The sequence below is a fragment of the Pseudomonas sp. GW823-FHT01D03 genome (assembly GCF_058798255.1).
Genome location: NZ_JBXAKK010000001.1, coordinates 374,878 through 399,232, shown reverse-complemented (window position 1 = coordinate 399,232; position 24,355 = coordinate 374,878). Strand labels below are relative to the sequence as shown.

Here is a 24,355-nt window from a genome sequence, read left to right as displayed (position 1 = left end):
GCGGGCTTGCTCGCGAAGAGGCCAGCCGCCGCGCTGAAGATCTAGCGCTCGTGCAACGCCTCGGCCCGCGCCCGAATGATCGGCTTGAGCAGATAGCTCAACACCGATTTCTTGCCGGTGATGATATCCACCGAGGCGACCATCCCCGGAATGATCAGCAACGGCTTTTCATCAGTGCCCAGGTGGCTGCGCTCGGTGCGCACCTTGATGATGTAGTAGGTGGTTTTCTTGTCTTCGTCGGTGATGGTGTCGGCACCGATCTGCTCCAGTTTGGCTTTCAGTCCGCCATAAATGGTGTAGTCGTACGCGGTGAATTTGACGATCGCTTCCTGCCCCGGGTGCAGGAAGGCAATGTCCTGCGGACGGATCTTGGCTTCGACCAGCAAGGTGTCATCCAGCGGCACGATTTCCACCATGTCGCTGCCCGGCTGGATCACGCCACCGATGGTGTTGACCAGCAACTTGTTGACGATGCCGCGTACCGGCGAGGTGACCAGTGTCCGGCTGACCCGATCTTCCAAGGCCTTGCCGGTGGCCTGGGCCTTGTTCAGGTCAGTGCGGGCTTCGTTGAGCTGAGTCAGCGCTTCGCTGCGGAATTTGCCGCGAGTCTCGTCGATCTTGCGCTGGACTTCCTTGATGGCCGATTCGGCACGCGGGATCGCCAGGGTGGTGGCGTCGAGCTGACCACGGGTTTCGACTTCGGCACGCTTGAGCCGCAGCACTTCCACCGGCGATACGGCGCCCTGCGCCACCAGCGGCTCGGACATGTTGATTTCCTGGCGCTGCAATCCCAGTTGCTGGCGATACTGCGCCTGCTTGGAGCTGAACTCGCGCAGCTCTTGCTGACGCTGGATCAACTGCTCCTGCAAACCACCGATCTCGTCGTGCAGTTGCTGACGCCGGCTGATGTACAACGATTCTTCGCTTTTCGCCTGACCCGGCACGGCTTTGAGCACGTCTTCGGGGAAATTCAGCGGACGGTCATCGACCTCGGCGCTCAGGCGTTCGACGCGCAACAGCATCGACAGCCGGTCGGCCTCGGTTTCGCCGACGTTGGAAGCAAACCGCGTGTCGTCCAGGCGAATCAACGGTGCGCCGGCCTCGACGATCTGGCCTTCCTTGACGAACATTTCCGAGACAATCCCGCCCTCAAGGTTCTGGATTTTCTGGATCTTCGACGACGGAATCGCCTTGCCGTCGCCCTTGGTCACCTCGTCGATAACGGCGAAGTTGGCCCACAGCAGCAAGAACAGGAAGAAGCCGATGATTGCCCAGATAGTCAGGCGCACGACGCGCGGGGCGTCCTCGATCAGCGCCTTGTTGACCTCCGGCAGCGGCTGGCCCTGCAGCGAGGCAGAACCCTTGAAGTAGCGACGGATCGACTCTTTGACACCCGACTTAAGCAACACTGATCTGCCCCTTCTTCAACGCTTCCATCACGGCGGCTTTCGGGCCATCGGCGAGAATTTGTCCACGGTCGACCACCAGCAGGCGGTCGACCAGCGACAGCAGCGAGGCCCGGTGCGTCACCAGCACCACGGTCTTGTTTTCAACGACGGCAGCCAGGCGTTGCTTGAGGCGTTCTTCGCCGGTGTTGTCCATGGCGCTGGTCGGTTCGTCGAGGAGCAGGATCGGCGGGTTGAGCAACAGCGCCCGCGCCAGTGCAACGTTCTGCCGCTGGCCGCCGGACAGGTTCTGCCCGCGCTCGCCGACTTGCAGTTCATAGCCTTGCGGGTGCAGACGGGCGAATTCGTGCACGCCCGCGAGTTCTGCGGCTTGCAGCACCAACTCGTCTTCGACATAACGTGCGCCGGAGACCAGATTGTCACGCAAGGTACCGGCCAGCAGCTGGATGTCCTGCGGCACGTAGCCGATGTTGTAGCGCAGCTCGCTGACGTCGATCTGGCGGATGTCCACGCCATCCACCAGCAACGCGCCGTCGTCCGGCTGATACAAGCCCACCAGCAGTTTCGCCAGTGAGCTTTTGCCCGAACCGCTGCGACCGATGATGCCGATCTTCTCGCCGGGACGGATCACCAGGTTGATGTTTTTCAGCGCCGGGTTCTGCTGTTCCGGGTAGGTGAAGTTCAACTGACGGCACTCGATCGCGCCCTGCAGCACCTTGCGGCTCAGCGGACGCTCTTCGAAATTGCGTTCCTGCGGCAGCTCCATCATCTGGTCGACCGAAGTCATGGTCACCCGCGCCTGCTGGTAGCGGGTGAGCAGACCGGACAGCGAGGCCAGCGGGCTGAGCGCACGGCCACTGAGCATGTAGCAGGCAATCAGACCGCCCATGCTCAGGTTGCCGGCGATGATCTGGTACACGCCGAAGACGATCATGATCACCCCGGCCAGTTGCTGGATCAGCAGGGTGATGTTCATCGCCAGACCGGAGAGCATTTTCACTCGCAGCTCGAGGCGGCTGAGAGTGCCGATAGTCTGTTCCCACTGGTACTGACGTTCGCTTTCGGCGTTGTTGACCTTGACCGCATCGAGGCCGGCGAGGGTTTCGATCAGGCTCGACTGACGCTCGGCGCCGAGCGCCATGGTGCGTTCCATGGTCGCTACCAGCGGCTTCTGCAACGCGTAGCCGATCAACAGCGCAATCGGGAACGCCAGCACCGGAATCCACACCAGATGCCCGCCGAGAATCGCGATGACGATGAAGATCAGAATGGTGAACGGCAGGTCGATCAGGCTGGTCAGGGTCAGCGAGGCGAGGAAGTCGCGCAGGCTCTGAAACTCATGGATGTTCTGCGCGAAGCTGCCGACCCGCGCCGGGCGGTACTTCATGGCCATGCCGACGATGCGCTCGAACAGCGTCGCGGAGATGATCAGGTCGGTTTTCTTGCCGGCCAGATCCAGGCACAGACTGCGCAGGCTCTTGAGGATCAGGTCGAAGATGTAGGCACCGGTGATGCCCAGCGCCAGCACCCACAGGGTCGCTTCGGCCTGGTTCGGCACCACGCGGTCGTAGACGTTCATCACGAACAGCGGCGCGGCCATGGCGATGATGTTGATCAGGAAACTCGCGGCGATCGCATCGGCATACAGCCAGCGCGAACGCTTGAGGGTGTCGCGAAACCACGAGCGTGCACGCGGGATCAACGTGCCGTGGTTGACGTCGAATTTGTGCTGCGGCTGAGCGAAGAACACTTTGCCGGTGTAGTCGTCGGCCAACAGTTCGCGGCTGACCACCGATTCACCGCCATCGCTTTCGCTGAGCAGCACCCGGGCTTCGTTGTCACCTTGCCAGCCGAGCAGAACAGCACTGCGGCCATCCTTGAGCAGCAACAGCGCCGGCATGGCAATCGCCGGAATCTCTTCCAGCTTGCGTTGCAGCACCCGGCCCTGCAGCCCGGCGCGAGCCGCTGCGCGGGGCAGCAACTCGACACTCAGACGCTGCTTGGGCAGCGGCAGGCCAGTGGTGAGCATCGCCGCACTGGCGGGTTTCTGGTGCAGCATGCACAGAGCGAGCAGGCCATCCAGTAACGGATCGTCGTGCATCGCGCGCGGATCATGAATGAGTTGAACTCGACTGACTTCTGATTCCACGCTCGGCACTCTTGGCTAACAATTGAACAATGAAGGTTCTGCTCAATTCATACCGGGCAGTTGAACCTTCGGCTTCACATCGTTCTGCACGACGGATGCCAATGGTGCGACCACTCCCTGGCTCTTGAGCAACTCGCCCATGGTCGCCTTGATTCGATACTGAGTAAATAACTGAATGTTCTTGATTTCGGCCAAACGGCGCGAAGCGGTGAACAACTCGTTTTCGCTGTCGAGCAAATCGAGCAGGGTGCGCTCGCCGAGGCTGAACTGACGCTGGTAGGCGGTGCGCACGGAGGTGCTGTGATCAACGTACTGCTGAGCAATCGGCACCTGCGCATTGGCGTTGTTCAGGGCGTTCCAGGCCAGGCCCAGCTCTTCGTTCAATTGACGCAGGGCGTTGTTGCGGATGTCCAGAGCCTGGTTCGACAGGTACGACTTGGATTCCAGATCGGCCTTGTTGCTGCCGCCGGAGTACAGGTTGAAGCGCATGCGCAGCATCGCCTGCCACTCGTTGTTGTGGCCGTTCTGACCGTCGAGATCGTTGTCGGCGGTGCGCCCCAGCTCGGCGTCGAAACGTGGGTAGAACGTCGACTTGGCGGTTTCGTACTGCTTCTCGGCCGCAGCGATATCGGACTCGGCCGAGCGCAGAATCGGACTGTTTTCCAGCATCTGCTGACGCGCTTCATTGAGGTTGGCCGGCATCATCGCCATGAACGGCGCCGGACGCTCCAGCTGGTCTGGCATCTGGCCGACGGCACTGAGGAAGTTGGTCTCGGAGTCGGCGAGGTTGGTCTGTTCGGTGATCAGGTTGTTGCGGGCCTGAGCCATCCGCGCTTCAGCCTGATCAAGGTCAGCGCCGCTACCAACGCCACGCTGAGTGCGCAACTGGATCTGGTCGTAAATGCGCTGGTGGCTCTTGAGGTTTTCTTCGGCCAGACGCACGAATTCGCGACGGGTCAGTACGTCCAGGTACACCTGGGCGACGGTCAGCGCGGTGCGCTCGGAAGTGCCGAGCAGCGAGTAGGCGCGGGAGTTGACGGTGGCTTGTTGACGCCCGACTTCACTCGACGTCGCAAAACCGTCAAAAACCATTTGCGAGAGACGTAAACTTGACTCGCTGCGGTTCAAGGTTTCCCAGTGGTTGCCGCCACCGTTGGCGCGGGTGGTCACGCTGTCGGTGCCCTCACGACCATAACCGCCCAGCAGATCGACCTTGGGCAGGTATCCCCCTTTCGCTGCCTTTAACTGATAATCCGCGGCCAAACGACTGTTGACCCCTGCCTGGATTTCCGGATGGACATCCAGTGCCTGCTGCATGGCTTCTGGTAAGGATTGTGCTTGTACAAATGAGGCGGCGAGGGCGAACGGTAGAGCCTTGAACAGGTGCAAACGCATGGTAAAGATTTCCCAGGACTTCTTGTCTTGAATCACAGCAAAACGTGCTGCTGCGTCGGATGATTGGCAACCGGAATGACCGTATGTCGGAAAGTTCAAAATAGGAACTGGATCACACGCTAAGGGACAGGTCGCCGCGGAAATATCAATGTGACATTAGTGGGGCGATTGTTTAGGATGGCACCCAGAAGGTCAATAGTTTGGCATAAAGTTAATAGCGAAAGAATCTAGCCAAAATATTGACGAAAAACAGCGTCAAACTTGATTCGCAAATTTTAAAAGTACGTCCAGACTGAATCGGCGCCGAAGCCATCAGGCTATGGAAGTCAACTGAACGTGACACCCGGAGAGTCTTCAATGAGCAGTGTTGTTGCCATCGTCAAAAGCATTGTCGGTCAAGTATTCGTGGTCTCCCCCGAGGGTGTACGCCGCGTGCTCGTTGAAGGCGATCGCCTGTTCGTCGGCGACCAGATCGATACCGGCCTCTCCGGCGCCGTGTCGCTGGAACTGGCGGATGGCCGCACCCTGGACCTGGGCCGTGAAACCCAGTGGAGCGCCAACGCGCCCGACTCCAGCACTGACCTGGCCGAAGCCACCGCGCAGGCCGCGCCGTCTGTAGCCGAGCTGCAGCAGGCCATCGCCGCCGGCGCCGACCCGACCACCGCCCTTGAAGCCACCGCTGCCGGCGCTACCGCCGCAGGCACTGGCGGCGCGGCAGGCGGCGGTCACAGCTTCGTGATGCTCGATGCCACCGCGGGCCGCGTCGATCCGACCATCGGCTTCCCGACTGCGGGCATCAACTCCGGCGCACAAGTGGCACAGAACACCACCGGCGGCCAGACCACCGACACCACCACCAACGCCCTGCGTGAGTCGACCCTGAGCCTCAGCGCCACGCCGACCATCACCGAAGCCGGCGGCGTGCTGGTGTACACCGCGACCCTGACCCAGGCGCCGCTGACCGACCTGACCATCACTCTGTCCAACGGCTCGGTGATCGTGATTCCGGCCGGCTCCACCACCGGCACCGTCAACGTGCCGCTGGCACCGAACGACACCGTATATAACGACCCGACCCAGATCGATGTGACCGTCACCGGCACCACCGGCGGCAACGGCATCACCGTGACCCCGCCGACCACCCCGGCCACGACCCAGGTCACCGACACCATCGACACCACCACCGTCACCCTGACCGCTGGCAACAGCGTCACCGAAGGCGGTCAGATCACTTACACCGCGACACTGACCAACCCGGCGCAGACGCCGGTGACCGTCACCCTGTCCAACGGTTCGACCATCACCATCGAAGCCGGCCAGACCACCGGCACCGTCAACGTGCCGACCGCGCCGAATGACGTTTACAACAACGGCAGTACCGTCAGCACCACCATCACTGGTGCCACCGGCGGCAACTTCGAGAACCTGGTGCCGAACACGACGCCAGTCGTGACGAACATCGTCGATTCGCGCGACACCACCGGCTTGACCCTGACCGCCACCGGCAGCGTGGTCGAAGGTGGCCAGATCACCTACACGGCGACCCTGACCAATCCGGCACAGACGCCGGTCACCGTCACCCTGTCCAACGGTTCGATCATCACCATCGAAGCCGGCCAGACCACTGGCACGGTCAACGTGCCGACCGCGCCGAACGACGTCTACAACAACGGCGGCACCGTCAGCACCACGATCACCGGTGCGACCGGCGGCAACTTCGAGAATCTGGTGCCAAACACGACGCCGGCCACCACCACCGTCACCGATTCCATCGACACCACCAACCTGTCGCTGAGCGCCACCGGCACCGTCGCTGAAGGCGGCTCGATCGTTTACACCGCGACCCTGACCAATCCGGCGGGCACCCCGGTGACCGTGACGTTGAGCAACGGCTCCGTCATCACCATCGACGCCGGCAAAACCACTGGCACCGTGACCGTTCCCGCGCCTGCCGATGACGTCTATAAAGATGCCGGCCAAGTCGAAGTCAGCATCACCGGCACTACCGGCGGCAATTTCGAGAACCTGGTGCCGAGCACCGTTCCGGCGGTCACCGAAGTCACCGACACCATCGATACCTCGACCGTCAAACTGACCGCCGATCCTTCGGTCGCTGAGGGCGGCACCGTCACTTACACCGCCACCGTCGGTGCACCTGTGACCGGTTCACCAGTGACCGTGACCCTGGCCAACGGTCAGATCATTACCATCGAAGTCGGCAAAACCACCGGCACCGTGACCACCACCGCGCCGAACGATGCGCTGACTGGCAACCCACCGCTGACCAACGCCATCACCAACGTCAGTGGCGGTAACTACGAAAACCTCGTCGCCGACCAAACTCCGGTTTCGACCACCGTTACCGACACCGTCGACACCACCAATCTGTCACTGAGTGCGACCGGCACCGTGGCCGAGGGTGGCTCGATCGTCTACACCGCGACCCTGACCAACGCTGCCGGCTCGCCCGTCACCGTGACCCTGAGCAACGGCGCGGTGATCACCATCGAAGCGGGTAAAACCACCGGCACCGTGACGGTTCCGGCGCCTGCCGATGACGTTTACAAAGACGCCGGCAAAGTCGAAGTCACCATCAACGGTGCAACCGGCGGCAACTTCGAAAACCTGGTGCCAAGCACTGTCCCTGCGGTCACCGAAGTGACCGATACCATCGACACTTCGACGGTCAAACTGTCCGCTGACACCTCGGTCGCCGAGGGCGGCACCGTTACTTACACCGCCACCGTCGGTGCGCCCGTGACCGGTTCGCCAGTTGTCGTGACCCTGGCCAACGGTCAGTCCATCACCATCGAAGTGGGCAAAACCACCGGCACCGTGACCACCACCGCACCGAACGACGTGCTGAACGGCCAGGCGCCGCTGAGCAATTCGATCACTGGCGTGAGCGGTGGCAACTACGAAAATCTGGTCGCCGACAAGACGCCGGTCAGCACCACCGTGACCGACTCCGTCGACACCACCAACCTGTCGCTGAGTGCCACCGGCACCGTCGCTGAAGGCGGTTCGATCGTCTACACCGCGACCCTGACCAATCCGGCCGGCACCCCGGTGACCGTGACCCTGAGCAATGGCTCCGTCATCACCATCGAAGCCGGCAAAACCACCGGAACCGTGACCGTTCCGGCGCCAGCCGATGACGTCTACAAAGATGCCGGCAAAGTCGAAGTCAGCATTACCGGAACCAGCGGTGGCAATTTCGAGAACCTTGTTCCGAGCACCGTTCCGGCTGTCACCGAAGTCACTGACACCATCGATACTTCGACCGTCAAACTGACCGCCGATGCCTCGGTGGCCGAGGGCGGCACCGTCACCTACACCGCGACTGTCGGTGCGCCGGTGACTGGCTCGCCGGTTGTTGTGACCCTGGCCAACGGCCAGACCATCACCATCGAAGTGGGTAAAACCACCGGCACCGTCACCACCACTGCGCCGAACGATGCGTTGAACGGTCATGAGCCACTGACCAACGCGATCACTGACGTGAGCGGTGGCAACTACGAAAATCTGGTCGCGGATAAAACCCCGGTCAGCACCACCGTGACCGACACCGTCGACACCACCAACCTGTCGCTGACTGCGACCGGCACCGTGGCGGAAGGCGGTTCGATTGTCTACACCGCAACCCTGACCAATCCGGCCGGTACTCCGGTGACCGTGACCTTGAGCAATGGCTCGGTCATCACCATCGAGGCCGGCAAAACCATTGGCACCGTAACGGTTCCAGCACCTGCCGATGACGTCTACAAAGACGCCGGCAAAGTGGAAGTCAGCATTACCGGAACAACCGGCGGCAACTTCGAGAATCTGGTGCCGAGCACCGTCCCTGCGGTCACTGAAGTGACTGACACCATCGACACCTCGACCGTCAAACTGACCGCCGATACTTCGGTGGCTGAAGGTGGCACCGTCACTTACACCGCCACTGTCGGTGCGCCGGTGACTGGCTCGCCGGTTGTTGTGACCCTGGCCAACGGTCAGACCATCACCATCGAAGTGGGCAAAACCACTGGCACCGTGACCACCACCGCACCGAACGATGCGTTGACCGGTCACGAGCCACTGACCAACGCGATCACTGAAGTGAGCGGTGGCAACTACGAAAACCTGGTCGCTGACAAAACCCCGGTTTCGACCAACGTCACCGACACCGTCGACACCACCAACTTGACCCTGAGCGCCACCGGCACCGTGGCGGAAGGCGGTTTGATCGTCTACACCGCTACCCTGACCAATCCGGCCGGTACTCCGGTGACCGTGACCTTGTCCAACGGCTCGGTGATCACTATCGAAGCCGGTAAAACTACCGGCACCGTGACCGTTCCAGCACCAGCCGATGACGTTTACAAAGACGCTGGCAAGGTTGAAGTCACGATCAAAGACGCAGCAGGCGGCAATTTCGAGAACCTGGTGCCGAGCACCGTTCCGGCTGTTACCGAAGTTACCGATACCATCGATACGTCGACGGTCAAACTCACCGCCGACACTTCGGTAGCTGAAGGCGGCACTGTCACTTACACCGCCACCGTCGGCGCACCCGTTACTGGTTCGCCAGTCGTGGTGACCCTGGCCAATGGTCAGAACATCACCATCGAAGTCGGCAAGACCACCGGCACCGTCACGACCACCGCGCCAAACGACGCGCTGACGGGTCACGAACCGTTGACGAACTCGATCACCGGCGTCACCGGTGGCAACTTCGAAAATCTGGTCGCTGACAATACCCCGGTCAGCACCACCGTCACTGACACCGTGGACACGACGAATCTGTCGCTCAGCGCCACCAACTCGGTCGCCGAGGGCGGTTCGATCACGTACACCGCGACCCTGACCAACGCTGCTGGCTCGCCAGTCACCGTGACCCTGTCCAACGGTTCGGTGATCACCATCGAAGCGGGCAAAACCACTGGCACCGTGACCGTTCCGGCCCCTGCCGATGACGTCTACAAAGATGCCGGCAAAGTCGAAGTCACCATCAACGGTGCAACCGGCGGCAACTTCGAGAACCTCGTTCCGAGCACTGTTCCGGCAGTGACTGAAGTCACTGACACCATTGACACAACCACGGTCAAACTGACCGCGACCGAGTCTGCTGCTGAAGGTGGCACGGTTACCTACACCGCGACCGTTGGCGCACCCGTTACTGGTTCGCCAGTCGTGGTGACCCTGGCCAATGGTCAGAACATCACCATCGAAGTCGGCAAGACCACCGGCACCGTGACCACCACCGCACCGAACGATGCGTTGAATGGTCATGCACCACTGACCAACGCGATCACTGGCGTCAGCGGCGGCAATTACGAGAATCTGGTGGCCGACAAAACTCCGGTCAGCACCACCGTGACCGACACTGTCGACACCACCAACCTGTCGCTGAGTGCGACCGGCACCGTGGCCGAGGGTGGCTCGATCGTCTACACCGCCACGCTGACCAATGCCGCTGGCTCGCCAGTCACCGTGACCCTGTCGAACGGCTCGGTGATCACCATCGAAGCCGGTAAAACCACCGGTACCGTGACTGTTCCAGCGCCAGCCGATGACGTCTACAAAGACGCCGGCAAGGTCGAAGTCACGATCAAGGATGCTGCAGGCGGCAACTTCGAGAACCTGGTGCCAAGCACCGTTCCAGCCGTTACCGAAGTCACCGACACCATCGATACCTCGACCGTGAAGCTGAGCGCCGATACTTCGGTGGCTGAAGGCGGCTCCGTCACTTACACCGCGACTGTTGGCGCTCCAGTGACTGGCGCACCTGTTGTTGTGACCCTGGCCAACGGTCAGACCATCACCATCGACATCGGCAAGACCACCGGCACCGTCACCACCACAGCACCGAACGATGCGCTGACCGGTCACGAACCGCTGAACAACTCGATCACCGATGTCAGCGGCGGCAACTACGAAAACCTCGTCGCCGACAAGACACCGGTCAGCACTACCGTGACTGACACTGTCGACACCACCAACCTGTCGCTGAGCGCGACTCCGGCGGTGAACGAAGGCGGCCAGATCACCTACACCGCCACCCTGACCAACGCCGCCGGCACCCCGGTGACAGTGACCTTGAGCAATGGCGCGGTGATCACCATCGACGCCGGTAAAACTATCGGCACCGTGACCGTCGATGCACCGAAGGATGACGTCTACAAGGACGCCGGCACCGTTGAAGCGACCATCAAGGGCGCGACCGGTGGCGACTTCGAAAACCTGGTCACCAGCAACACTCCGGCGGTGACCACCGTCAACGACACCATCGACACCTCCACCGTGTCGCTGACCGCTACCGCCAACGTCGCCGAAGGCGAAACCGTGGCCTACACCGCGAGCGTGACCGCACCGGTAACCGGCTCGCCAGTCGTCGTGACCCTGTCCAACGGCCAGACCATCACCATCGCCGTCGGTGAGACCACCGGCAGCGTGAATTTCGTTGCGCCGAACAGCCCATTGGCGGGCGGCAGCTCGCTGAGCGTGGCCATCGACAAGGTTGCCGGCGGCAACTATGAAAACCTGGTGGCCGACAAGACACCGGCGAACACCTCGGTGTCGGACACCGTCGACACCACCAACCTGAACCTGACCGCCAGCGACTCGGTGGCGGAAGGTGGTTCGATTGTTTACACCGCGACCCTGACCAATCCGGCCGGTACTCCGGTGACCGTGACGCTGTCCAACGGCGCGGTGATCACCATCGAAGCCGGTAAAACCACGGGCACCGTGACCGTTCCGGCACCTGCCGATGACGTTTACAAAGACGCCGGTAAAGTCGAAGCGACCATTTCCAGCGCTACCGGTGGCAACTTCGAGAACCTGGTGCCTAGCACCGTTCCGGCGGTCACCAACGTGACCGACACCATCGATACCACCACGGTGAAACTGACCGCGACTGAGTCCGCCGCTGAAGGCGGTACCGTCACCTACACCGCGACCGTTGGTGCACCGGTAACTGGTTCGCCAGTGACCGTCACTCTCGCCAACGGCCAGAACATCACCATCGAAGTGGGTAAAACCACTGGTACCGTCACCACCACCGCGCCGAACGATGCGTTGACCGGTCATGCTCCTCTGACCAACGCGATCACCGGCGTGACTGGCGGTAATTTCGAGAATCTGGTCGCCGACAAGACGCCGGTTTCGACCACCGTTACTGACACCGTCGACACCACCAACCTGTCACTCAGTGCGACCGGCACCGTGGCCGAGGGTGGCTCGATCGTCTACACCGCGACCTTGACCAATGCCGCTGGCTCGCCAGTCACCGTGACCCTGTCGAACGGCGCAGTGATCACCATCGAAGCCGGTAAAACCACTGGCACCGTAACCGTACCTGCGCCAGCGGACGACGTTTACAAAGACGCCGGTAAAGTCGAAGCAACCATTTCCACTGCTACCGGTGGCAACTTCGAAAACCTGGTGCCGAGCACCGTTCCTGCGGTCACTAACGTCACCGATACCATCGACACCACGACGGTGAAACTGACCGCGACCGAGTCTGCTGCTGAAGGCGGTACCGTCACCTACACCGCGACCGTCGGCGCGCCAGTGACCGGCTCGCCTGTGGTCGTGACCCTGGCCAACGGTCAGAACATCACCATCGAAGTCGGCAAGACCACCGGCACTGTATCTACCACCGCACCGAACGATGCGTTGACTGGTCATGCTCCTCTGACCAACGCGATCACTGGCGTGACCGGCGGTAATTACGAGAGTCTGGTGGCTGACAAAACGCCAGTCAGCACCACTGTGACCGACACTGTCGATACGACCAACCTGTCCCTGAGCGCTACCAACTCGGTTGCCGAGGGTGGTTCGATCATCTACACAGCGACCCTGACCAACCCGGCTGGCTCGCCAGTGACCGTGACCCTGTCCAACGGCGCCGTGATCACCATCGAAGCGGGCAAAACCACTGGCACCGTGACCGTTCCGGCGCCTGCCGATGACGTGTACAAGGACGCTGGCAAAGTCGAAGCAACCATTTCCAGCGCCACCGGTGGCAACTTCGAGAACCTCGTCCCAAGCACTGTTCCTGCAGTGACCGAAGTCACCGACACCATCGACACCTCCACCGTGAAGCTCAGCGCCGATACTTCGGTGGCTGAAGGCGGCACCGTGACTTACACCGCGACCGTCGGTGCGCCGGTCACCGGTTCGCCGGTTGTCGTGACCTTGGCCAACGGGCAGAACATCACCATCGAAGTCGGCAAGACCACTGGTTCGGTGACCGCCACAGCACCGAACGATGCGCTGACCGGGCATGCACCACTGACCAACTCGATTACCGGCGTGACCGGTGGCAATTACGAGAATCTGGTCGCCGACAAAACGCCGGTTTCGACCACCGTTACTGACACCGTCGACACCACCAACCTGTCGCTCAGTGCGACCGGCACCGTGGCCGAGGGTGGCTCGATCGTTTACACCGCGACCTTGACCAATGCCGCTGGCTCGCCAGTCACCGTGACTCTTTCGAACGGCGCAGTGATCACCATCGAAGCCGGTAAAACCACTGGCACCGTAACTGTTCCTGCGCCGGCGGACGACGTTTACAAAGACGCCGGTAAAGTCGAAGCAACCATTTCCACTGCTACCGGTGGCAACTTCGAGAATCTGGTGCCTAGCACTGTTCCGGCCGTCACCAACGTTACCGATACCATCGACACCACCACGGTGAAACTGACCGCGACCGAGTCTGCCGCTGAAGGCGGTACCGTCACCTACACCGCGACTGTCGGTGCCCCAGTGACCGGTTCGCCGGTCGTAGTGACGTTGGCCAACGGTCAGAACATCACCATCGAAGTCGGCAAGACCACCGGCACTGTATCTACCACCGCACCGAACGATGCGTTGACTGGTCATGCTCCTCTGACCAACGCGATCACTGGCGTGACCGGCGGTAATTACGAGAGTCTGGTGGCTGACAAAACGCCAGTCAGCACCACTGTGACCGACACTGTCGATACGACCAACCTGTCCCTGAGCGCTACCAACTCGGTTGCCGAGGGTGGTTCGATCATCTACACAGCGACCCTGACCAACCCGGCTGGCTCGCCAGTGACCGTGACCCTGTCCAACGGCGCCGTGATCACCATCGAAGCGGGCAAAACCACTGGCAACGTGACCGTTCCGGCACCAGCGGACGACGTTTACAAAGACGCCGGCACCGTTCAGGCAACGATCACCAATGCCACCGGTGGCAACTTCGAAAACCTGGTGCCGAGCTCCGTTCCGGCCGTCACCAACGTCACCGACACCATTGATACCACCACGGTCAAACTGACCGCGACCGAGTCTGCTGCTGAAGGCGGTACCGTCACCTACACCGCAACCGTCGGTGCACCAGTCACCGGTTCGCCGGTTGTGGTGACCTTGGCCAACGGTCAGAACATCACCATCGAAGTGGGTAAAACTACCGGCACCGTCACTACCACCGCACCGAACGATGCGCTGGCCGGTCATGCGCCGCTGACCAACGCGATCACCAACGTCAGCGGCGGCAACTACGAGAACCTCGTTGCCGACAAGACCCCGGTCAACACCACGGTTACTGACACCGTCGACACCACCAACCTGTCGCTGTCCGCGACCGGCACCGTGGCCGAGGGTGGCTCGATCGTTTACACCGCGACGCTGACCAACGCTGCCGGCTCGCCGGTTACCGTGACGTTGAGCAACGGCGCCGTGATCACCATCGACGCCGGTAAAACCACCGGCACCGTGACCGTTCCGGCGCCTGCCGATGACGTGTACAAGGACGCTGGCAAAGTCGAAGCGACCATTTCGACTGCTACCGGTGGCAACTTCGAGAACCTGGTGCCGAGCACTGTTCCTGCAGTCACCAATGTTACTGACACCATCGACACCACCACGGTCAAACTGACCGCGACCGAGTCTGCTGCTGAAGGCGGTACCGTCACCTACACCGCGACCGTTGGTGCACCGGTAACCGGTTCGCCAGTGACCGTCACTCTGGCCAATGGTCAGAACATCACCATCGAAGTGGGTAAAACCACCGGTACTGTCACCACTACTGCGCCGAATGACGTGTTGGCCGGTCATGCACCGTTGACCAACGCAATCACCAACGTCAGCGGCGGCAACTTCGAAAACCTCGTAGCCGACAAGACCCCGGTGAGCACCACCGTGACCGACACTGTCGATACGACCAACCTGTCGCTCAGCGCTACAGGTACCGTGGCCGAAGGTGGCTCGATCGTTTACACCGCGACCCTGACCAACGCTGCTGGCTCGCCAGTCACCGTGACCCTGAGCAACGGCGCCGTGATCACCATCGACGCCGGTAAAACCACTGGCACCGTGACCGTTCCTGCCCCGGCTGATGACGTCTACAAAGACGCCGGCACCGTGCAGGCAACCATCACCAATGCCAGCGGTGGCAACTTCGAAAACCTGGTGCCGAGCACCACGCCAGCCGTGACCAGCGTCACCGACACCATCGACACCACGGGCGTGAAACTCACCGCCACTGGCACCGTGGCCGAAGGTGGTACCGTCACCTACACCGCCACCGTCGGTGCGCCTGTGACTGGTTCGCCAGTGACCGTAAGCCTGTCCAACGGCCAAACGATCACCATCGACATCGGCAAAACCACCGGCACCGTGACCACCACAGCGCCGAACGACGTGTTGACCGGCCACGCACCGTTGGCCAATGCGATCACCAACGTCAGCGGCGGCAACTTCGAAAATCTGGTGGCCGACAAGACACCGGTCAGCACCACTGTGACCGACACTGTCGATACGACCAACCTGTCCCTGAGCGCCACCAACACGGTCGCCGAAGGCGGTTCGATCATCTACACCGCGACACTGACCAACGCGGCTGGCTCGCCGGTCACTGTGACTCTGTCCAACGGCGCGGTGATCACCATCGACGCCGGCAAAACCACTGGCACCGTGACCGTTCCTGCCCCGGCTGATGACGTCTACAAAGACGCCGGCACCGTGCAGGCAACCATCACCAACGCCAGCGGCGGCAGCTTCGAAAACCTGGTACCAAGCACCGTACCGGCCGTGACCAGCGTCACCGACACCATCGACACCACTACCGTGAAGTTGTCTGCCACCAGTACAGCGGCTGAAGGCGGCAACGTCGTCTACACCGCCACCGTCGGTGCGCCAGTCACAGGTTCGCCAGTCGTGGTGACTCTGGCCAACGGCCAGTCCATCACCATCGACATCGGCAAGACCACCGGCACCGTGACCACCACCGCACCGAACGATGCGTTGACCGGCCATGCGCCGCTGACCAACGCGATCACCAATGTCAGCGGCGGCAACTACGAAAACCTCGTTGCCGACAAGACCCCGGTCAGCACCACCGTGACCGACACTGTCGACACCACCAACCTGTCGCTCAGTGCGACCGGCACCGTGGCCGAAGGTGGCTCGATCGTTTACACCGCGACCCTGACCAACGCTGCTGGCTCGCCAGTCACCGTGACCCTGAGCAACGGCGCAGTGATCACCATCGATGCAGGCAAAACCACCGGCACCGTGACTGTTCCTGCACCAGCCGATGACGTCTACAAAGACGCCGGCACCGTGCAGGCGACCATCAAGTCGGCGACAGGTGGCAACTTCGAAAACCTGGTACCAAGCACCGCGCCAGCCGTGACCAGCGTTACCGATACCATCGACACCACGGGCGTGAAACTCACCGCCACGGGTACTGTGGCCGAGGGTGGCACCGTCACCTACACCGCCACTGTCGGCGCTCCGGTCACCGGTTCGCCAGTGACCGTAAGCCTGTCCAACGGCCAGACGATCACCATCGACATCGGCAAAACCACCGGCACCGTGACCACCACTGCGCCGAACGACGTGTTGACCGGCCACGCACCGTTGACCAATGCGATCACCAACGTCAGCGGCGGCAATTACGAAAATCTGGTAGCCGACAAGACCCCGGTCAGCACCACCGTGACCGACACCGTCGACACCACCAACCTGTCGTTGAGCGCGACCCCGGCGGTGAACGAGGGCGGCCAGATCACCTACACCGCGACCCTGAGCAACGCCGCCGGCTCGCCGGTGACCGTGACCCTGAGCAACGGTTCGGTGATCACCATCGACGCCGGTAAAACCACGGGCACCGTGACCGTTCCCGCTCCGGCTGACGACGTCTACAAAGACGCCGGCAGCGTGCAGGCGACCATCACCAACGCCAGCGGTGGCAACTTCGAGAACCTGGTACCGAGCACGACACCGGCCGTGACCAACGTCGCCGATACCATCGACACCACCACCGTCAGCATCACCGGCAGCACCTCGGTGACCGAAGGCCAGACCGCCAGCTACACCGTCAGCCTGACCCACCCGGCGCAAACCGACGTGACCCTGAAAATCGTCTACAGCGGCACCGCCGCCGACGGTTCGGACTTCACTGGCGTGTACACCGTGAAGATCCCGGCAGGCGCCAGCAGCGCGCAGTTCAACGTCGCGACCATCGATGACAAGATCACCGAAGGCACCGAGAACTTCGTGGTCAAGATCGACTCGGCCACCGGCGGCAACTTCGAGAACCTGGCCGTCAGCAGCACCAACGGCAGCGTCAGCACCTCGATCATCGACAACGATGCGCCACCGGTCATCGACCTCGATGCCAACAACTCCAGCGGCGCCACCGGTGCCGATTACAAGGTCACGTTCACCGAAAACACCCCGGGCGCCGGCGTGTCGATTGCCGACACTGACCTGACGATCACCGATCCGGACAGCACCATGCTGACCGGTGCGACCATCGTGTTGACCAACCGTCAGGACGGTGACGCACTGAACTTGGGCAACAGCGTCAACGGCATCACCATCAATGCCAACAGCACCAACGGCACCGTGACCTTGACCCTGTCGGGTAACGCAACGCTCGCCGACTACATGCAGGCGATCAAGAACATTAGTTTCACCAACAGCAGTGAAAACCCGAGCACCGTGCCACGGATCATCACCGTGACTGTGACCGATGGCGGCAACTACTCCAACACCGCGACCACCACGGTCAATGTAGTGGCGGTCAACGACGCTCCGGTGGCCGCGCCAAGCAACGTCACCGGCACCGAAGACACGCCGCTGCTCCTCGGCTGGTCGACCTTCGGTGTGACCGACGTCGACAGCCCGGCCAGCAGCCTGGGCATCAAAATCACCCAGCTGCCGGGCGAAGGCAAACTGCAATACCTGGACGGTTCGACCTGGAAAGACGTCGCCAACAACCAGACCTTCAGCAAGGCTGACATCGACGCCGGCAAGCTGCGCTTCATGCCGGATGCCAACGAATCGGGGGTCAACGGTTACGGCGGCACCGGCATGGGCAACAACCAGGCCGACTACGCACAGATCAAGTTCCAGCCAACCGACGGCCAGCTGCTGGGCAACACCGGCACCGTGAAGATCGACATCACGCCGGTGGCGGATGCACCGACCGTGAGCGTGGCCGACAACAGCGTGAAGTCCACCGGACTGGTCAAGGAAGTCTGGACCGGCCTGCCGGGCCTGGGCACCAACGGCAACGGCGCTGACTCGACCACGTTGAAAAACGTGATCGACGGCGCCGGTACCCCGAACTCCAGCACCAACGTGACCAACGTGCAGTCCGACGGCAGTGTGACCGCCGGCACCGCGTCGAAAACCTCCGGCCTGATCTATCTGGAAGCCGGCAAGACCTACAGCTTCAGCGGCGTGGCTGACGACAGCCTGCTGATCACCATTGGCGGCAAGAGCGTGGCGTCAGGTACCTGGGGCGCGGGTGGCGCGATCAGTGGTTCGTTCACCCCGACCACCAGCGGCTACTACACCCTGGACATCTACCACCACAACCAGAGCGGCCCGGGCAGCTATGACGTGAACCTGTCGGTCAATGGCAGCACGCCGATCGACCTGAGCAGCGCCGGCGTGCCGATCTACACCGGCGTGCAGGATCTGGTGAATGCCGGCGTAACCGTCTCCGACCTGCATGGCAGCAACGGCGAAGGTTATTACGACGGCTACAAGCTCAACACCGGCGCCGAGGGCACCACGGTGAAACTGTCGGCGATCAACACCGCGCTGACCGACACCGACGGCTCGGAAACCCTGAGCGTGAAAATCAGCGGCGCGCCGGTCGGCTCGGTCCTTTCCGACGGTAATGGCCACAGCTTCACCGTCACCGCAAGCAATGGCGAAGCCAACGTCACCGGCTGGAACCTCGGCAGTCTGACCGTGACCCCGCCGACCTACTACAACGGCCAGTTCAACCTGACCGTGACCTCGACCTCCACCGAGATGGTCGGCGGCTCGGCAAGCAGCACCGCGACCATCCCGGTCACCGTGGTGCCGGCGGTGTACAACGCGGTGGTCGGTACTTCTGGCGATGACACCTTCAACGGCACCGATGGCAACGACATCATGGTCGCCGACATCGGCGGTCTGACCGTAGTGCCGGGCACCAACTACAACATCGCGTTCATGGTCGACAGCTCGGGCAGCATGAGCGCCTCGTCGCTCAACGCAGCCAAAGACTCGCTGACCTCGGTGTTCAACAGTCTCAAGCAGAGCCTGGGCGGCAGCAATTCGGGGACGGTAAACATCTTCCTGGTGGACTTCGATACCCAGGTCAACAAGTCGGTGTCGGTGAACCTCAACGACCCGAACGCGCTGACGCAACTTAAAGCCGTATTGGACTCGATGGCCTCCGGCGGCGGCACCAACTACGAGGACGTCTTCAAGACCACGGCCAACTGGTTCCAGAGCGCTGACGCGGTGGCCAACACCGGCGCGAAGAACCTCACGTACTTCATCACCGACGGCCAGCCGACCTACTACCAGAGCGGCGAACAGACCAACCCGACGCTGTACGGCAACGTGAAGCTCGACGACGTGGTGAAAACCAGCAACTACAAGCCGGGCGACACCTTCAGCACCTACATCGACAATACCCACGCGTTGACGATCAACAGCGCCGGCACCGTGACCCTGCAAACCTACAATTCGTGGTGGGGCTGGAGCAGCTCTAATCTGGGCACCATCCACGCGCAGGGCGACGGCACTTATGAGCTGTCCAATCTGGCGGGTACCGGTAACAGCACCAACTCGTCAACGACCAGTAACTCGACCAGTGGCTTTGCCCTGCTCAGCGGTCTGTCGAACGTCGAGGCTATCGGACTGAACAACGATGTCAGCCTCAACGACCTGAAACCTTACGACTCGGACAAGACGCCACAGACCAACATCGATCCGAAGGATCTGGCCAACTCGATCATCGGCCACACCGAAGCGACGATGCCGGGCAACGACACCGTCAGCGGTGGCGACGGTAACGACATCCTGTTCGGCGACCTGGTGAGCTTCAACGGCATTGCCGGTGAGGGTTATCAGGCGATGCAGGCGTTCGTGGCCAAGGAAACCGGGGTCGACGTCAGCAAAGTCACCACCAGCAACGTGCACCAGTACATCACCGAGCACTATCAGGCGTTCGATGTGTCCGGTGCACATGACGGTAACGACACGCTGTTGGGCGGCGCAGGTAACGACATCCTGTTTGGCTCGGGCGGCAACGACCTGCTCGACGGCGGCAAGGGCAATGACATCCTGCTCGGCGGCACCGGCAACGACACGCTGATCGGCGGTAAGGGCAACGACATCCTGATCGGTGGTTCCGGTGCCGACACCTTCGTCTGGAAGGCGGGCGACACCGGCAACGATGTGATCAAGGACTTCAAGGCCAGTGAAGGCGACCGCATCGACCTGCGCGATCTGCTGCAGGGTGAAACCGGCAGCACCATCGACAACTTCCTGAAGATCACCACGGTTGATGGCACGTCGTCGCTGCAAGTCAGCTCGGCGGGCAAGTTCAACTCCGGCGATGCGGCAGCCGCCACGCCGGACGTGACGATCAAACTGGAAGGCAACAACTGGTCGAGTGCCAACATTCACAACCTGATTGCCGGCAGCGATCCGACCATCAAGGTCGACCACAACAACAGCTGATGCGTGAACAAAACGGCCGCCCCTTGGGGCGGCCGTCACGTTTGCGGCTAACTCGGCGGTGACGATTTCGTCGCCGCACCGCATACTCGCGCGCAGTTGGCCTATGCTGCTGACAGCATGACGCTGGATCTTTTCTGAGGGATGCTCAATGTTTTACGTGCAACGCGATGCGCAAGGTCTGTTGATTCGCGTGGAAGCCGCGGCCTACGCCGAGGCCACGGAAACGCTGCCGGCCGACAGCCATGAAATCCAGGCCTGGTTCGCCAATGAAGTGGTGGAAACCAGCCTGAAACAGCTCAAGCAGAGCGACCTGGAAATGATTCGGGTACTCGACGACCTGATTCAGGTGCTGACCCAGAAAGGCGTGATCCGGGTCACCGACCTGCCGCCGGCAGCACAGGCCAAGCTGATGGACCGGACCCAGGCGCGTGAGGCGCTGGGCGGGTTGAGCCACCTGATCGATGAAGATGAAGGCGGGCTGATCTGATCCGCGATCTTCGGCGACTGGACTGGCCCCTTCGCGAGCAAGCCCGCTCCCACACTTGAAATGCATTCCAATGTGGGAGCGGGCTTGCTCGCGAAGGCGGCATCACTGTCACCGCCTTAACAAGATTTACTTCCAGGGCCTGGGCTCACCCAACAACTGCCCCTGCACCCCATACAAGCCCATCTCGCGAATCACCGACAACTCGCCTTCGGTCTCCACCCGCTCGGCAATCAATGGCAGATCGATGCTGTGCGCCGCCCGCTGGATCGCTTCGATGAACAGGCGCTTGTCGCTCTCCTGATCAATGGCGCGAATGTAGCTGCCATCGATCTTCAGGTACGCCAGCCCCAGCCGCGCCAAGTTGCCGATCATGCTGAAGCGTCCACCAAAGCGCTGCAGGCTCAGGGAGAAACCGAGTTCACGCAGGCGCCGGGTCAACTGCTCCAGCACCGCTTGCTCCGGCAACTGTTCCTCACCGATCTCCAGCGTCAGGCGCTCGCCCAGATCAGAGTGCGCCCGCAGAATCTCGAACACTTTGTTCAAGGCCTGCGAATCGGCCAGGGTCGCCGAGGACAGGTTCAGCGCCAGCGAATCCTCATGCCCTTTCATCTGCTCCAGAACGCGTTCGAGCATCAAGCGGTCAAGCCGTGCGGTCCAGCCGAAACGCTCGAGCCACGGCAGGAAACGTCCGGCCGGAATGGTCTGACCCTGCTCATCCAGCAACCGCGAGAGCACTTTGTAATGCAGCACCAATTGCGTGTCCTGAGCGGCCACCACCGGTTGGAAGTACAGCTCGAAACGCTGCTGATTCAGCGCCTGATCGAGCAAGCGATGCCAGGCGTGGTGATCGTCACCGACGTCCGCCACCAGGCTCTGATCGATGCACGCCCAATTCTGCTCGCCCTGCCCCTCGGCCTGCGCCAGCGCCTGGTCGCCCAGGGTCAGTACTGCTTGCGGTGAATCACCGTGGGCAAACGGCGCGAGGCCGATGGAGGCCACGGCCGGTACATCGGTGGCGCCGGTGGCATGCAGGCTGCTCAATGCGCTGTCGAGGTTCTGCGCCAGTTGCAGCGCTTCTTCGCGCACCAGCCCTGGCGCCAGCACGGCGAACTCACCACCGCGTATGCGGGTGACGAGGTTCTGGGTTTCCGGGTATTTGGCGCATTCGCGCGATAGCTGCTGGCCCACCGCTTTCAACAGTTCGTCGGTGCGCTGCCCGCCCAGGCGCTGGTTGAGCCCGGCCAGATCCTTGACCCGCAACAGCAGCAGATAACCGGAACTGGCCTGCTCCGGGTTGCTCACGCGGTTGTGCAATTGCATCTCAAAATAGCGCCGGTTGGCCAGCCCCGTGAGGTTGTCCTGATAGGACTCGGCACGCAGTTTTTCACTGCGCTCGGCCTGCTCCTGAAACAGCGCCTTGAGCTTCTCGACCATCTGGTTCATCGCCTGTACCACGCGCCGTAGTTCCGGGGTGCGCGGCAGATCCGGCAGGCTGAGGAATTCGCGGCGGGCAATGGCGTGCGATTGTTTGACCATGTAATCGAGCGGGCGCAATTGCCGGCGCAACAGCAGCGCGCCGAGCACCGCACTGACCGCACCGCACAGCAGCAACCAGCCGAGGCTGCCCAACGCGCTCTGCCACAACTTGGCCACGGCAAACATCGGGTGGCTGACCACCTCGACCCGCGCCGCCTGCTCCCAGCCACGGCTGACCAGCGCGTCGCCACCAGCAGGTTCGAGGCCGATCAGGTTGACGAACCAGTCAGGCACATTGCTGACTGTCGGAATTCCGCTGCGCTCGACGATGGTCTGGTCGGTTTTCAGATCAACGACGCGGATGCTCGCGTAATAGCCGCTGTCGAAAATCGAGCTGACCAGCAGCTCGACCATCGCCGGGTCGTCGATATTCGGCGTCAGCGACAACGCCAGCGCCGTGGCGGCGTCCTGAGCGTGGGAGCGCAGCTGGTTGACGTACTGCGTGCGCGAGCTCTCCAGACTGACCATGAAGCTGCCGGTGAAGGCGACCACCAGGAACAGACAGATAGCGATCAACAGCTGTTTGAACAAAGACATCTGAGCGCGTGCTCCTAGTTAGTCGTTTCGACCGGGAAACCTTCGGCCTGCATTTTCTTCAGCACATCCTGCCAGCGCGACAGGCGTTTGGTGTCACCGACCTTCTTGTTGCCCTTGGCTCCCGGCAGGTACAGACCTTCTGCATTGAAAGAGTAGACCGGCAGCAAATCGGTTCGCTGGGACGCCGGCTGAATCGGATCGATCAGGCTGTCGAGCACCAACGGCATGGCATCGGGGGTGGCATAGTAAGTCAGTACCATGTGCGCGCGATTCTGGCGCAGTGCCTTGACGTAGGTGATGCGCAGCTTGTCACTGGAGACCCCGAGATGGCGCAGGCTGAAATACTTGGCGATCGCGTAGTCTTCGCAATCGCCGGCACCTTTCCACAGGGCTTCGATGGGCGTCTCCCAATAATCGACCTGTCGCCACAGATCGATATCTTCTACATAACGCACCTGTTTGTTGAAAAACAGGTTCACCACTTTGAGCTTTTCCATCTCGCTGACCTGTTTCTGCGTGGCCAGCAGGTTCTGCCAGGCATCGATCCGCTGCTGCCCGGCACCCAGCGGGCCGTACAGCGCCGTGGCTTTGCGGCTGATCGCGGAAAAATCCCAATCGGCATGCAGGCCGCCCAGCATAACGCCGGCCAGCAACAGTGCGCAGCCTAGCCAGCGCAGAGTCCGGGGGATCGCGAAACGTACCGCCACAGCAGGTTTCCAAGGGGCAGGAAGGAAAGCGTTTGATGGTGAAGCTTAGCCCGGCAAAAAACAATGGCACCATGAGATCATCACCATCGCGCTAAACTTCACGCAGGACAGCAAGCCTTTACATGGTTTGACAACCTGTAGA

Annotated in this window: 7 protein-coding genes; 2 read left to right on the top strand and 5 right to left on the bottom strand. The window is 61.6% G+C overall.

Going from position 1 to position 24,355, the window contains the following annotated elements; translation table 11 throughout:
• Nucleotides 1-41: 41 nt before the first annotated feature.
• From AC1RBR_RS01710 to AC1RBR_RS01700, 3 genes are read right to left on the bottom strand one after another with little or no spacing between them, the layout of a single operon-like run.
• Complete coding sequence (locus AC1RBR_RS01710) at nucleotides 42-1,409, bottom strand: HlyD family type I secretion periplasmic adaptor subunit (protein WP_027611115.1); 1,368 nt, start codon at nucleotides 1,407-1,409, stop codon at nucleotides 42-44.
• Nucleotides 1,399-3,555, bottom strand: coding sequence for a type I secretion system permease/ATPase (locus AC1RBR_RS01705; protein ID WP_027611114.1), 2,157 nt, complete (start codon nucleotides 3,553-3,555; stop codon nucleotides 1,399-1,401). The genes AC1RBR_RS01710 and AC1RBR_RS01705 overlap by 11 nt, the downstream gene beginning before the upstream one ends.
• Nucleotides 3,556-3,597: 42 nt before the next feature.
• Entirely contained in the window at nucleotides 3,598-4,950 is a 1,353-nt protein-coding gene (locus tag AC1RBR_RS01700) for a TolC family outer membrane protein (protein ID WP_095137823.1), read from the bottom strand.
• A 357-nt stretch (nucleotides 4,951-5,307) separates the two neighbouring features.
• Here AC1RBR_RS01700 and AC1RBR_RS01695 point away from each other — a divergent pair, with 357 nt between their 5' ends.
• Both AC1RBR_RS01695 and AC1RBR_RS01690 read left to right on the top strand, forming a co-directional pair.
• On the top strand, nucleotides 5,308-20,946 hold the full coding sequence (locus AC1RBR_RS01695; RefSeq protein WP_492562678.1) for a LapA family giant adhesin: 15,639 nt from the start codon (nucleotides 5,308-5,310) through the stop codon (nucleotides 20,944-20,946).
• 148 nt (nucleotides 20,947-21,094) lie between these two features.
• A complete protein-coding gene (locus AC1RBR_RS01690) occupies nucleotides 21,095-21,433 on the top strand; it encodes a tryptophan synthase subunit beta (RefSeq protein WP_115985159.1) in 339 nt (112 codons plus the stop codon).
• A gap of 126 nt (nucleotides 21,434-21,559) precedes the next feature.
• On the opposite strand, the gene lapD is transcribed toward AC1RBR_RS01690, so the two are convergent.
• Both lapD and lapG read right to left on the bottom strand, forming a co-directional pair.
• Nucleotides 21,560-23,506, bottom strand: coding sequence for a cyclic di-GMP receptor LapD (lapD, locus tag AC1RBR_RS01685; protein WP_492562675.1), 1,947 nt, complete (start codon nucleotides 23,504-23,506; stop codon nucleotides 21,560-21,562).
• A 14-nt stretch (nucleotides 23,507-23,520) separates the two neighbouring features.
• On the bottom strand, nucleotides 23,521-24,213 hold the full coding sequence (gene lapG / locus AC1RBR_RS01680; RefSeq protein WP_492562673.1) for a cysteine protease LapG: 693 nt from the start codon (nucleotides 24,211-24,213) through the stop codon (nucleotides 23,521-23,523).
• Between the last annotated feature and the right edge of the window lie 142 nt (nucleotides 24,214-24,355).